Annotated in this window: 11 protein-coding genes and 4 tRNA genes; all 15 read right to left on the bottom strand. The window is 58.8% G+C overall.

What is annotated here, in order from left to right:
* Window positions 1-54: 54 nt before the first annotated feature.
* The 15 genes from rpoB to birA all read right to left on the bottom strand — a co-directional run bounded on the left by rpoB (window position 55) and on the right by birA (window position 11,942).
* Window positions 55-4,128 carry a DNA-directed RNA polymerase subunit beta gene (gene rpoB / locus N5J71_RS07070; RefSeq protein ID WP_279916588.1) on the bottom strand — a complete coding sequence of 1,358 codons (4,074 nt, stop codon included), beginning with the start codon at window positions 4,126-4,128 and terminating at the stop codon, window positions 55-57.
* Between the two features lie 220 nt (window positions 4,129-4,348).
* Entirely contained in the window at window positions 4,349-4,717 is a 369-nt protein-coding gene (gene rplL / locus N5J71_RS07075) for a 50S ribosomal protein L7/L12 (protein ID WP_074861137.1), read from the bottom strand.
* An 80-nt stretch (window positions 4,718-4,797) separates the two neighbouring features.
* The gene (gene rplJ, locus N5J71_RS07080) at window positions 4,798-5,298 is read right to left on the bottom strand and encodes a 50S ribosomal protein L10 (RefSeq protein WP_003463333.1); all 501 of its coding nucleotides are present in this window, start codon (window positions 5,296-5,298) and stop codon (window positions 4,798-4,800) included.
* A gap of 211 nt (window positions 5,299-5,509) precedes the next feature.
* Complete coding sequence (gene rplA, locus N5J71_RS07085; protein ID WP_003463358.1) at window positions 5,510-6,205, bottom strand: 50S ribosomal protein L1; 696 nt, start codon at window positions 6,203-6,205, stop codon at window positions 5,510-5,512.
* Window positions 6,205-6,636, bottom strand: coding sequence for a 50S ribosomal protein L11 (gene rplK, locus N5J71_RS07090; RefSeq protein WP_074861136.1), 432 nt, complete (start codon window positions 6,634-6,636; stop codon window positions 6,205-6,207). Before rplK ends, rplA begins: the two co-directional genes overlap by 1 nt.
* Before the next feature lie 119 nt (window positions 6,637-6,755).
* A complete protein-coding gene (gene nusG / locus N5J71_RS07095) occupies window positions 6,756-7,289 on the bottom strand; it encodes a transcription termination/antitermination protein NusG (RefSeq protein ID WP_003463370.1) in 534 nt (177 codons plus the stop codon).
* A 9-nt stretch (window positions 7,290-7,298) separates the two neighbouring features.
* Window positions 7,299-7,667, bottom strand: coding sequence for a preprotein translocase subunit SecE (gene secE, locus N5J71_RS07100; protein ID WP_003463373.1), 369 nt, complete (start codon window positions 7,665-7,667; stop codon window positions 7,299-7,301).
* A 42-nt stretch (window positions 7,668-7,709) separates the two neighbouring features.
* Window positions 7,710-7,785 (bottom strand) — tRNA-Trp (locus N5J71_RS07105).
* Window positions 7,786-7,838: 53 nt separating this feature from the next.
* Window positions 7,839-9,032: an elongation factor Tu gene (gene tuf / locus N5J71_RS07110; protein WP_088339294.1), complete on the bottom strand. Its 1,194-nt coding sequence runs from the start codon at window positions 9,030-9,032 to the stop codon at window positions 7,839-7,841.
* A gap of 84 nt (window positions 9,033-9,116) precedes the next feature.
* Window positions 9,117-9,192, bottom strand: a tRNA-Thr gene (locus N5J71_RS07115).
* A 26-nt stretch (window positions 9,193-9,218) separates the two neighbouring features.
* Window positions 9,219-9,292 (bottom strand) — tRNA-Gly (locus N5J71_RS07120).
* Between the two features lie 24 nt (window positions 9,293-9,316).
* Window positions 9,317-9,401: transfer RNA gene (locus N5J71_RS07125), tRNA-Tyr, on the bottom strand.
* A gap of 141 nt (window positions 9,402-9,542) precedes the next feature.
* Entirely contained in the window at window positions 9,543-10,229 is a 687-nt protein-coding gene (locus tag N5J71_RS07130; protein WP_003463379.1) for an SPOR domain-containing protein, read from the bottom strand.
* Between the two features lie 8 nt (window positions 10,230-10,237).
* Window positions 10,238-10,987, bottom strand: a complete 750-nt coding sequence (locus tag N5J71_RS07135) for a pantothenate kinase (RefSeq protein WP_003463381.1) — start codon at window positions 10,985-10,987, stop codon at window positions 10,238-10,240.
* The gene (birA, locus tag N5J71_RS07140; RefSeq protein WP_003463383.1) at window positions 10,977-11,942 is read right to left on the bottom strand and encodes a bifunctional biotin--[acetyl-CoA-carboxylase] ligase/biotin operon repressor BirA; all 966 of its coding nucleotides are present in this window, start codon (window positions 11,940-11,942) and stop codon (window positions 10,977-10,979) included. Before birA ends, N5J71_RS07135 begins: the two co-directional genes overlap by 11 nt.
* Window positions 11,943-12,274 lie beyond the last annotated feature (332 nt).

Here is a 12,274-nt window from a genome sequence, read left to right on the forward strand (position 1 = left end):
TCCTGGCGGAGCGGGCAGCGAGCTGGACTAGCCCCGCTGCCGATTCACGTCGTGTTATTCGGTTTCCAGATCGATGTCGATGCCGAGCGAACGGATCTCTTTGATCAGTACGTTGAAGGACTCGGGCATGCCCGGCTCCATACGGTGATCGCCATCCACGATGTTTTTGTACATCTTGGTACGGCCGTTCACGTCGTCCGACTTCACGGTCAGCATTTCCTGCAGGGTGTAGGCGGCGCCGTAGGCTTCCAGCGCCCAGACCTCCATCTCCCCGAAGCGCTGACCACCGAACTGCGCCTTACCACCCAGCGGCTGCTGGGTAACCAGGCTGTAGGAACCAGTGGAACGCGCATGCATCTTGTCGTCCACCAGGTGGTTCAGTTTCAGCATGTACATGTAGCCGACGGTGGTCGGGCGCTCGAACTGGTTACCGGTACGACCGTCGAACAGGCGCATCTGGCCGCTTTCCGGCAGATCGGCAAGTTTCAGCATGGCCTTGATCTCGGTTTCCTTGGCGCCATCGAACACGGCAGTCGCCATCGGTACACCGCCCTTGAGGTTCTTCGCCAGCTCGAGGATCTCGTTATCGGAGAACTCGTCGAGGTTTTCCTGACGACCGCCGATCTCGTTGTAGATCTCGGCGAGGAACTTGCGCAGTTCGGCAACCTTGCGCTGCTCTTCGAGCATGCGGTTGATCTTCTCGCCCAGGCCCTTGGCCGCGAGGCCGAGGTGGGTTTCGAGGATCTGACCGACGTTCATACGCGACGGTACGCCCAGCGGGTTCAGAACGATGTCCACCGGCGTGCCGTTGGCGTCGTGCGGCATGTCTTCGACCGGCATGATCACCGAGACCACACCCTTGTTACCGTGACGACCGGCCATCTTGTCACCCGGCTGGATGCGACGGCGGATGGCCAGGTAGACCTTGACGATCTTCAGCACGCCCGGAGCCAGGTCATCGCCCTGCTGCAGCTTGCGCTTCTTGTCTTCGAACTTGTCGTCGAGCATCTGACGGCGGTCGGAGATGTAGGCCTGGGCCTTCTCCAGCTGCTCGTTCAGGGCGTCGTCGGCCATGCGCAGTTTGAACCACTGGCCACGCTCGAGACCGTCGAGGAACTCGTCGGTGATCGCGGTGCCTTTCTTCAGACCCGCGCCGCCTTCGGCGATCGCGCCAACCAGAGCCGAACGCAGACGCTCGAAGGTCGCGCCTTCGACGATGCGGAACTCTTCGTTGAGGTCCTTGCGGATCTCGTCCAGCTGCTGCTTCTCGATGGCCAGGGCGCGGCTGTCGCGCTCGACGCCATCACGGGTGAAGACCTGCACGTCGATGACGGTACCCTTGGTGCCGGTCGGCACGCGCAGGGAGGTGTCCTTCACGTCGGACGCCTTCTCACCGAAGATCGCACGCAGCAGCTTCTCTTCCGGAGTCAGCTGGGTCTCGCCTTTCGGAGTGACCTTACCGACCAGGATGTCGCCCGGGCCGACTTCGGCACCGACGTAGACGATACCGGCTTCGTCCAGCTTGTTCAGAGCCGCTTCACCCACGTTCGGGATGTCAGAGGAGATTTCCTCTGGGCCGAGCTTGGTGTCACGCGCCACACAGGTCAGTTCCTGGATGTGGATGGTGGTGAAGCGGTCTTCCTGAACCACGCGCTCGGACAGGCAGATGGAGTCTTCGAAGTTGAAGCCGTTCCACGGCATGAACGCAACGCGCATGTTCTGACCCAGCGCCAGTTCACCCATGTCGGTGGACGGGCCGTCAGCCATGATGTCGCCACGCGCTACCTGATCACCCTTGCTCACCAGCGGACGCTGGTTGATGCAGGTGTTCTGGTTGGAGCGGGTGTACTTGGTCAGGTTGTAGATGTCGACACCGGCTTCGCCAGTCTCGACTTCGTCGTCGTTGACGCGAACCACGATACGGCTGGCATCGACCGAGTCGATCACACCGCCACGGCGGGCCACGACGCAGACGCCGGAGTCACGGGCGACGTTGCGCTCCATGCCGGTACCTACCAGCGGCTTGTCGGCGCGCAGGGTCGGTACAGCCTGACGCTGCATGTTCGAACCCATGAGTGCACGGTTGGCGTCGTCGTGCTCGAGGAACGGAATCAGCGAGGCGGCAACCGAGACTACCTGCTTCGGCGATACGTCCATCAGGGTGACGTCTTCCGGCGCCTTGACGGTGAATTCGTTCAGGTGACGTACGGCTACCAGCTCGTCGATCAGCTGACCCTTGTCGTTCAGGGTCGCGGACGCCTGAGCGATCACGTGATCGGCTTCTTCGATGGCGGACAGGAACACGATCTCGTCGGTGACCTGACCTTCCCTGACCACGCGGTACGGGCTTTCCAAGAAGCCGTACTGGTTGGTGCGGGCATAGGCAGCCAGCGAGTTGATCAGACCGATGTTCGGACCTTCCGGGGTTTCGATCGGGCACACGCGGCCGTAGTGGGTCGGGTGTACGTCGCGGACTTCGAAGCCGGCGCGCTCACGGGTCAGACCGCCCGGGCCGAGTGCGGAAACGCGGCGCTTGTGGGTGATCTCGGAGAGCGGGTTGTTCTGGTCCATGAACTGCGAGAGCTGGCTGGAACCGAAGAACTCCTTCACCGCCGCCGCAACCGGCTTGGCGTTGATCAGGTCCTGCGGCATCAGGCCTTCGCTTTCGGCCATCGACAGACGTTCCTTGACCGCGCGCTCGACGCGCACCAGGCCTACACGGAACTGGTTCTCGGCCATCTCGCCGACGCAACGCACGCGGCGGTTACCCAGGTGGTCGATGTCGTCGACGATGCCCTTGCCGTTACGGATGTCGACCAGGGTCTTGAGTACGGCGACGATGTCTTCCTTGCTCAGCACGCCCGAACCTTCGATCTCGGTGCGACCGATACGACGGTTGAACTTCATGCGGCCCACGGCGGACAGATCGTAACGCTCGGCGCTGAAGAACAGGTTGTTGAACAGGGTCTCGGCAGCGTCCTTGGTTGGCGGCTCGCCGGGACGCATCATGCGATAGATCTCGACCAGCGCTTCCAGCTGATTGGTGGTGCTGTCGATCTTCAGGGTGTCGCTGATGAACGGACCGCAATCGATGTCGTTGGTGTACAGGGTCTCGAAGCGAACGACGTTGGCCTTGGCCATCTTGGCCAGCAAGTCGGCGGTCAGCTCGGTGTTGCACTCGGCGATGATCTCGCCGGTAGCCGGGTGCACGATGGCCTTGGCAGTGGTACGGCCAATGACGTAATCGAGCGGAACGTCCAGCTCCTTGATGCCAGCCTTGTCCAGCTGGTTGATGTGGCGGGCAGTGATACGACGGCCCTGTTCCACGATCACCTTGCCGCTGGCGTCCTTGATGTCCAGGACCGCGACTTCACCACGCAGACGCTGCGGCACCAGCTCCAGGCTCAGGCCGTCGTTCTTAACGTGGTAGACGTTGGTGTCGTAGAAGGCATCCAGCACTTCTTCGGTGCTGTAGCCGAGTGCGCGCAGCAGAACGGACGCCGGCAGTTTGCGGCGACGGTCGATACGCACGAATACCGCGTCCTTCGGGTCGAACTCGAAGTCCAGCCAGGAACCGCGGTAGGGGATGATGCGAGCGGAGTACAGCAGCTTGCCCGAGCTGTGGGTCTTGCCACGGTCGTGATCGAAGAACACACCCGGCGAACGGTGCAGCTGGGACACGATCACGCGCTCGGTACCGTTGATGACGAAGGTACCGTTCTCGGTCATGAGCGGAATCTCGCCCATGTACACTTCCTGCTCTTTGATGTCCTTGATCGCTTTGTTCGACGATTCTTTGTCGAAAATGATCAGGCGCACTTTCACACGCAGCGGCACGGCGAAGGTCACGCCACGCAGGACGCACTCCTTGACGTCGAACGCCGGCTCGCCCAGGCGATAGCCGACGTACTCCAGGGCAGCGTTGCCGGAGTAGCTGATGATCGGGAATACCGATTTGAAGGCCGCATGCAGGCCGATGTCACGGAATTGTTCCTTGCTCACCCCTTGCTGCAGGAATTCGCGATAGGAATCCAGCTGGATGGCCAGGAGGTAAGGCACATCCATGACATCCGGCAACTTGCTAAAGTCCTTGCGGATACGTTTTTTCTCAGTGTATGAGTAAGCCATCAGCGTTCCCCAGCTTGGTCACCTGCTTATTTGGTCAACGCCGGCGGCGGTGACCAGAAAATCGTGCAAACCCTCGGTTTGCAACCGCCTCTCGGGCGGGATTTCTCTGCTCCAGGCCAACTGACGAACAGTCGACCTAGAACGGAAAAAGGCCGGTGGCAAAAGCCACCAGCCATCAGCCTTGTGCGAGTCGCGCGGGCTGTAGACGCAAGGTGCGAGCTTACTTGAGCTCGACCTTGGCGCCAGCTTCTTCCAGCTTCTTCTTGGCGTCTTCAGCAGCTTCTTTGCTCAGACCTTCAGCGATAACCTGAGGAGCGGTGTCGACCTTCTCCTTGGCTTCTTTCAGGCCCAGACCGGTCAGCTCGCGAACAGCCTTGATCACGTTCACTTTCTTGTCGCCAGCTTCAGCCAGAACAACGTTGAACTCGGTCTGCTCTTCAACAGCAGCAGCGGCAGCAGCCGGGCCAGCGGCAACAGCAGCAGCAGCGGTAACGCCGAAGGTTTCTTCCATCGCTTTGATCAGCTCAACGATTTCCATAACGGATTTCTGGCCGATAGCTTCGATGATTTGCTCGTTAGTCAGAGACATGACTATCAATTCCTGTATTGGGGTGACGGCCTAGGCGACCATCAAATTAAACGTTTGATTTCGAAAGTGCTCACGCCGCCTTATGCAGCAGCAGCTTCTTTCTGGTCGCGAATGGCTGCCAGGGTGCGAGCGAGTTTGCTGGTGGCGCCTTGAATAACGCTCATCAGCTGGGCGATGCCCTCGTCGCGAGTCGGCAGACTTGCCAGTACGTCGATCTGGTTTGCTGCGAGGTACTTGCCCTCGAACGCAGCTGCCTTGATCTCGAACTTGTCCTGACCCTTGGCGAACTCTTTGAACAGACGAGCAGCAGCGCCCGGGTGTTCGTTGGAGAAAGCGATCAGGGTCGGGCCTTTGAACACGTCGTTGAGCACGTCGAACTGTGTGCCTTCAACGGCGCGCTTGAGCAGGGTGTTACGCACGACTTTCACGTACACACCAGCTTCGCGGGCCTCTTTACGGAGTCCGGTCATTGCGCCGACGGTCACGCCACGGGCATCAGCCACGACAGCGGACAGACCGGCTTTGGCAGCCTCGTTGACTTCAGCGACGATGGCCTTCTTGTCTTCGAGTTTAATTGCCACGGGTTTACTCCTGGATTTTACCGTTTCGCCAAACCGAGGTTCGGCGGCGTTTTGGTGTCTGATTCGGTAACGAATCGGGAGCACCATCTGCGTAGGCCATCAGGCAAGCCTGACATTTAAAACGCGAGTCACCTACGGTCTTGGATAGCCCCCGCCAGGCAGGGACCCCAATCTTTCATGGCCGGCAGCACGCGGCTAACGGCCCAATCACTTACGCGTCGAGCGAAGCCTGATCAATCATCAGACCCGGACCCATGGTGGTGCTCAGGGTCACACGCTTGACGTAGATGCCTTTCGAGGTCGACGGCTTCAGACGCTTGAGGTCAGACAGCAGGGCTTCCACGTTCTGCTTCAGCGCAGCGGCTTCAAAGCCGACCTTGCCAACGGAGGTGTGGATGATGCCGTTCTTGTCGGTACGGAAACGCACCTGACCAGCCTTGGCGTTCTTCACAGCGGTAGCGACGTCCGGAGTCACGGTGCCGACTTTCGGGTTCGGCATCAGACCGCGCGGGCCCAGAACCTGACCCAACTGGCCAACGACGCGCATGGCGTCCGGGGAAGCGATGACCACGTCGTAGTTCAGATCGCCGGCCTTCATTTCGGCAGCCAGATCGTCCATACCGACTTTGTCGGCACCGGCAGCCAGGGCAGCTTCAGCGCCCGGACCTTGGGTGAACACGGCAACGCGTACGGTTTTGCCAGTGCCGTTCGGCAGAACGGTGGCGCCACGTACGACCTGATCGGATTTACGCGGGTCTACACCCAGGTTCACGGCGACATCGAAAGACTCGGTGAACTTGACGGCAGACAGTTCGGCCAGCAGGCTGGCAGCTTCTTCGAAGGTGTAGGCCTTGCCGGCTTCAACCTTGGCCGCAATGGCCTTTTGGCGCTTGGTCAACTTAGCCATTACACACCCTCCACGTTCAGGCCCATGCTACGAGCGGAGCCGGCGATGGTGCGCACGGCCGCTTCCAGATCAGCGGCAGTCAGATCAGCCTGCTTGGTCTTGGCGATCTCTTCCAGCTGAGCACGGGTAACGGTGCCTACTTTGACGGTGTTCGGACGAGCGGAACCGCTGGTCAGGCCAGCGGCCTTCTTCAGCAGTACAGCAGCCGGGGTGCTCTTGGTTTCAAAGGTAAAGCTGCGGTCACTGTAAACAGTGATGATCACGGGAGTCGGCAGACCCGGCTCGACGCCTTGAGTCTTGGCGTTGAACGCCTTGCAGAATTCCATGATGTTCACGCCGTGCTGCCCCAGAGCGGGGCCGACGGGTGGTGACGGGTTTGCCTGACCGGCTTTAACCTGCAGCTTGATATAAGCCTGAATCTTCTTAGCCATTAGCTACTCCAATTTCGGGTTCGAACGCCTGACGGCTCCCCGAGGTTACTTACGCATTTATCCCAGTGACGACAAAACCCCGCAGCCTACGACTGCGGGGTGAGGGATGCTTATGTCAGTTACGTTTTCTCGACCTGACTGAACTCCAGCTCGACCGGGGTGGAGCGCCCAAAAATGGTCACAGCAACCTGGATGCGGCTCTTTTCGTAATTCACTTCTTCGACCACGCCACCGAAATCGGCGAACGGGCCATCGACAACTCGTACCATCTCGCCCGGCTCGAACAACGTCTTCGGCTTGGGCTTGTCGCCACTGTCGGCGACACGACGCAGAATGGCTTCAGCTTCTTTCTCGGTGATGGGCGCTGGCTTGTCGGCAGTACCCCCGATGAAGCCCATGACGCGCGGCGTATCCTTGATCAAGTGCCAAGTCGCCTCGTTCATTTCCATCTGCACAAGAACGTAGCCGGGGAAGAACTTGCGCTCACTCTTGCGCTTCTGACCATTGCGCATCTCGACCACTTCTTCAGTGGGAACGAGAATCTCGCCGAAATCATCTTCCATACCAGCCAGTTTCACGCGCTCGATGAGCGAGCGCATGACATGCTTCTCGTAACCCGAGTAAGCATGCACGACATACCAACGCTTAGCCACGAGACACCCTTAACCAACAATCAGGGAAATAAGCCAACCGAGCAGGGAGTCAAGCCCCCACAACAGCAGCGCCATCACCAGAACAACGGCAACCACGATCAGAGTGGTCTGAGTGGTTTCCTGGCGGGTCGGCCAGACAACCTTACGAATCTCGACGCGTGCTTCTTTCAGCAACACTGCGAAAGATTGACCACGAGCAGTCTGAAATGCCACGAAAGCGGCAACACCACCCAGCACAACCAGACCCAGAACGCGATACAGAACCGGCTCAGCAGAGAAGTACTGATTACCTACGACACCCACAACAACCAGGGCAGCGACAACCAGCCACTTGACCAGATCAAAGCGAGAGTCTTTGGCTTCAGCCTTAGCATTCATTCGAGAGGATCCTGTGAAAGACACGCCAAATTCGTTAGAAAATGGCAGGTCAGGAGGGAATCGAACCCCCAACCTGCGGTTTTGGAGACCGCCGCTCTGCCAATTGAGCTACTGACCTATAACAAAATCAGGCCGGCCATTATGCCGGCCTGAAAGGGACAGATCAACCGATTATTCGATGATCTTGGCAACCACGCCGGCACCAACGGTACGACCGCCTTCGCGAATTGCGAAGCGCAGGCCGTCTTCCATGGCGATCGGCTTGATCAGGGTGACAACCATCTTGATGTTGTCGCCCGGCATTACCATCTCAACGCCTTCCGGCAGTTCGCACGAACCGGTCACGTCAGTGGTACGGAAGTAGAACTGCGGACGGTAGCCCTTGAAGAACGGGGTGTGACGACCACCTTCTTCCTTGGACAGTACGTACACTTCTGCTTCGAACTTGGTGTGCGGCTTGATGGTGCCCGGCTTGGCCAGAACCTGACCACGCTCGACCTCATCACGCTTGGTGCCGCGCAGCAGCACGCCGCAGTTCTCACCAGCACGACCTTCGTCCAGCAACTTGCGGAACATCTCAACGCCGGTGCAGGTGGTTTTGGTGGTCGGACGCAGACCAACGATTTCGATTTCTTCCTGAACCTTGACGATACCGCGCTCAACACGACCGGTCACTACAGTACCGCGGCCGGAGATCGAGAATACGTCTTCGATCGGCATCAGGAACGGCTTGTCGATGGCACGAACCGGCTCCGGAATGTAGGTATCCAGAGTCTCGACCAGCTTCTTGACAGCGGTAGTGCCCAGCTCGTTGGTGTCTTCGCCGTTCAGAGCCATCAGCGCGGAGCCGATGATGATCGGAGTGTCGTCACCCGGGAAATCGTAGGTGCTCAGCAGGTCGCGAACTTCCATCTCGACCAGTTCCAGCAGCTCAGCGTCGTCAACCATGTCAGCCTTGTTCAGGAAGACAACGATGTACGGTACGCCAACCTGACGGGACAGCAGGATGTGCTCACGGGTTTGCGGCATCGGGCCGTCGGCAGCCGAGCAGACCAGGATCGCGCCGTCCATCTGGGCAGCACCGGTGATCATGTTCTTCACGTAGTCGGCGTGGCCCGGGCAGTCAACGTGCGCGTAGTGACGAATGTTGGAGTCGTACTCTACGTGCGCGGTGTTGATGGTGATACCACGAGCTTTTTCTTCCGGAGCGCTGTCGATCTTGTCGAAGTCAACCTTGGCCGAACCGAAAACTTCGGAGCAGACACGGGTCAGAGCAGCGGTCAGAGTGGTTTTACCGTGGTCAACGTGACCAATGGTGCCAACGTTGACGTGCGGTTTGTTACGTTCGAATTTCTCTTTAGCCATCTTGACCGTCTCCTATCGAAGAATTGAGCAAGCCATGCTGCCATTAAGACAAAGGCAGATACTTTCATATCTGCCTTCATTAGATGGAGCTCATGAGCGGATTTGAACCGCTGACCTCACCCTTACCAAGGGTGTGCTCTACCAGCTGAGCTACATGAGCCAAACTCTGTTGCACCAACCACAAACTGGAGCGGGTAGCGGGAATCGAACCCGCATCATCAGCTTGGAAGGCTGAGGTTCTACCACTGAACTATACCCGCGGAGCTTGCAGCTCACGCTGAATCTGGTGGAGGGGGAAGGATTCGAACCTTCGAAGTCGATGACGTCAGATTTACAGTCTGATCCCTTTGGCCGCTCGGGAACCCCTCCAAAGTGAGGCGGCATTTTCTAGATCTGCCACCCTGCTGTCAAGCTTTTTCTCATTAAAATCTTGAGGTTAGCTACTTTGACAACATCTTCGTCGGGAACCAACTTTGACCACCCTGCGAAGCGGGCGCCATTCTATGCAAACTACTGGAGCAATGCAACGCCTTCACAAGGCATTAATTGATGCTGCAAACCAGCGAAGTCACCCGCGAGCCGACCAAGCAAAAATTCGTCAGCCAAGCGCCGACTTTGCGGGGCTACACGCACCCAGAAACTGCGATGCGCACGCGAGAGCTCGCGAATCTGCGGCTCGTAACCCACATCCCGCAAACGCTGCATGACGCTATTGGCCGAGTCGCGGCGGGGGAATATGCCGAGCGATATGCCATTCGCCAGCTCGCCCTGAGTGATGATGTAGCTATCGATACGGCGGGCCTGCAGTTCGCGCAACTGCCTCAGCGAGGCCTGACGGGAAGCCAGAGGCGGCAGATAAACCCAATACTCGAGCCCCGCTGCCGCATCGACACCGCGCACTTCAGCCTGTATGTCCAAACTCAATAGCCGCTGCTCCACAACCCTGGCCCTCGTCTCTTCTTCGAAACTCCCTAGATAGAGACAAACAGCCGCCTCAGGAGCAGCCGCATCAGCCGGCGTCGACGAATCTGCACGCGAGCGCGGCGCACCCGCCTCACTCAACAAACGGATATCTTTGCGCGCTGCCTGATAAGCACCTGCCGGAGCCACCTCTTTGGCACGCAAGGGGGCCTGCTGCTGATGCCAGACGTAATAGAAGGCGTTAAGCAGCAGGAGCAATAGCAGAATCCAGCGCATACCTCGCCTCAGCTCAAGGGACAGGCGATAGCCAGCCCGACAAATACCAGATCAGGAACAACCTGCGCTCCCGGGACGACATCTCGCACCAAACCCGCATCGCCTCCAGTCAGGAAGACCTCGAAACCCTCAGGAAAACGAGCCTGCGCCTGCAGCAACTGCTCGGCAACAAAACCACGCAACATCAATACGCACCCTCGCTCGACAGCCTCCGCAGTGGAGCGCCCAGGCTCCAGCTCATGCAGAGCGGCGAGAGCCACCTGCCGGTCGTAGCGAATACGCCGAGTGTGCGTACTCAACTGATCACGCATGAGCGGCAACCCTGGGCAAATGAAGCCGCCCAAGTGCATACCTGAGGCAGATACGAAATCAGCGGTCACCGCTGTCCCGAGATCCACCACCAGACAAGCACGCCGCCCTAAATGATAGGCCCCCAGCACAGCCAACCAACGATCCAGACCAAGACGCCGGAAGTCTTCGTAACCGTTATGTACAGCCCCGACCCGACTGGCACATTGAGCACAGACCGCATCCACCCCCAAGGACTCACGCAGACGTGCAACCAACAGCTCGGTCTCGGCGTCGCTACGCACACTGACCAAGCGACAGCGACTTACCCGCAACTCAGGCGCAGCAGCCAACGACTCGAAGAGAGCGGCATCGGAGTCGACAACGCCAGCAAGCAGGCGCTGCGCTCCATCCACGGAAATCACCCGCCACTTGATAAAGCTATTACCGCAGTCGAGCTCAAGAATCATGTTGCAACCTCAGGCTCAACTCGCCCCCACTGAAGGAGCGATCGACGCCATCCACGCTCAGCCTAATAGCGCCTCGCTCATCAACCCCAAGCACGATACCCAGAGTCGCATTGTTTCCTGCCGTTAACGCCACAGATCGGCCGCGCCACGCATGCAACGCTTCCCACTCCTCGCGCAAACCGGCAAACCCGTCCTGCCAATGAATGGAAAGGCAATCTCGCAGCTGCAACAACAACTTGGCGGCTAACTCATTGCGGTCAAGCACGCGCCCAAGGCACTGGCGCACCGAGGTCCAGGGCTGGTCGATAACAGCAGGCACATCGGACGCCATATTGACGTTGATACCGACACCAACCACAACGTGACAGACATCTGCCGGATCCCCGGCCAGCTCCAGGAGAATTCCGGATATCTTGCGGCCCTCGACCAGTACATCATTCGGCCATTTGAGTCGCGCACCGTCGATGCCAATGGATTGCAGCGCCTTAGCGACAGCAAGGCCTACAGTCAGACTCAAGGCCTCCACCTGACTCATTCCACCATCTACACGCAGAACGACGCTGCAATAAAGGTTCTCGGCAAAAGGACTGACCCAGACCCGTCCCCGCCGACCGCGCCCAGCGGTCTGACGCTCAGCAAGCAGAACGAAAGGCGCACGCACTCCAGCATCGAGGCGACGAAAGATCTCGGCGTTCGTAGAGTCCACGCTGGACTCTACCGTGATCGGCCAAGCCAAGCCCTCAGCGCCATGAGATATCTCTCCAGCATCGAGCAAGGTCATGGGCGAAGACAGCCGATAGCCCCGACCAGGAACCTTGAACACCTCGATCCCCAGCTCGGCCTCCAGGCCTTGCAGTTGCTTCCAGATGGCACTGCGACTTATCCCGAGCTTCGCCCCTAGGGCTTCACCGGAATGGAATCGACCATCCTGTAGAAGTTTCAACAATTCCAGCATGCGAGGCCCCGCCACGAACAAGGCTGGCATGATAACGATGAGGCTTCAGCTTGCATAGAAAACGGCAAACCGAAGAAAGCCGTGCAGGAGGAAAGATAACTACCCTTGCTCAAGATTCAGCCGAAAGAGCCGCCAATAAAAGCCAACAGCAACATAACAAGACCTTTCTATTGATGCCTATAAAGCTTAAATCTGAGGCGAGTGCTGATGACCTGTAGGAGCGAGCTCTGCTCGCGAAGCGTCAGCGGATCAACCGTAGGGTGCGCCATGCGCACCTTTGTAACCGCGTCCTTGTCGGTGCGCGCAGCGCACCCTACACGCAGCTCTATTTG

This window comes from Ectopseudomonas oleovorans (genome assembly GCF_029845265.1).
GTDB lineage: Bacteria > Pseudomonadota > Gammaproteobacteria > Pseudomonadales > Pseudomonadaceae > Aquipseudomonas > Aquipseudomonas oleovorans.

What these genes read in the sequence shown, in the direction of transcription:
- rplA (WP_003463358.1), bottom strand. Translation starts at nt 6,205, where the DNA reads ATGGCTAAGTTGACCAAGCGCCAAAAGGCCATTGCGGCCAAGGTTGAA.
- birA (WP_003463383.1), bottom strand. Translation starts at nt 11,942, where the DNA reads ATGCTGGAATTGTTGAAACTTCTACAGGATGGTCGATTCCATTCCGGT.
- rplK (WP_074861136.1), bottom strand. Translation starts at nt 6,636, where the DNA reads ATGGCTAAGAAGATTCAGGCTTATATCAAGCTGCAGGTTAAAGCCGGT.
- N5J71_RS07130 (WP_003463379.1), bottom strand. Translation starts at nt 10,229, where the DNA reads ATGCGCTGGATTCTGCTATTGCTCCTGCTGCTTAACGCCTTCTATTAC.
- N5J71_RS07135 (WP_003463381.1), bottom strand. Translation starts at nt 10,987, where the DNA reads ATGATTCTTGAGCTCGACTGCGGTAATAGCTTTATCAAGTGGCGGGTG.
- rpoB (WP_279916588.1), bottom strand. Translation starts at nt 4,128, where the DNA reads ATGGCTTACTCATACACTGAGAAAAAACGTATCCGCAAGGACTTTAGC.
- rplL (WP_074861137.1), bottom strand. Translation starts at nt 4,717, where the DNA reads ATGTCTCTGACTAACGAGCAAATCATCGAAGCTATCGGCCAGAAATCC.
- secE (WP_003463373.1), bottom strand. Translation starts at nt 7,667, where the DNA reads ATGAATGCTAAGGCTGAAGCCAAAGACTCTCGCTTTGATCTGGTCAAG.
- tuf (WP_088339294.1), bottom strand. Translation starts at nt 9,032, where the DNA reads ATGGCTAAAGAGAAATTCGAACGTAACAAACCGCACGTCAACGTTGGC.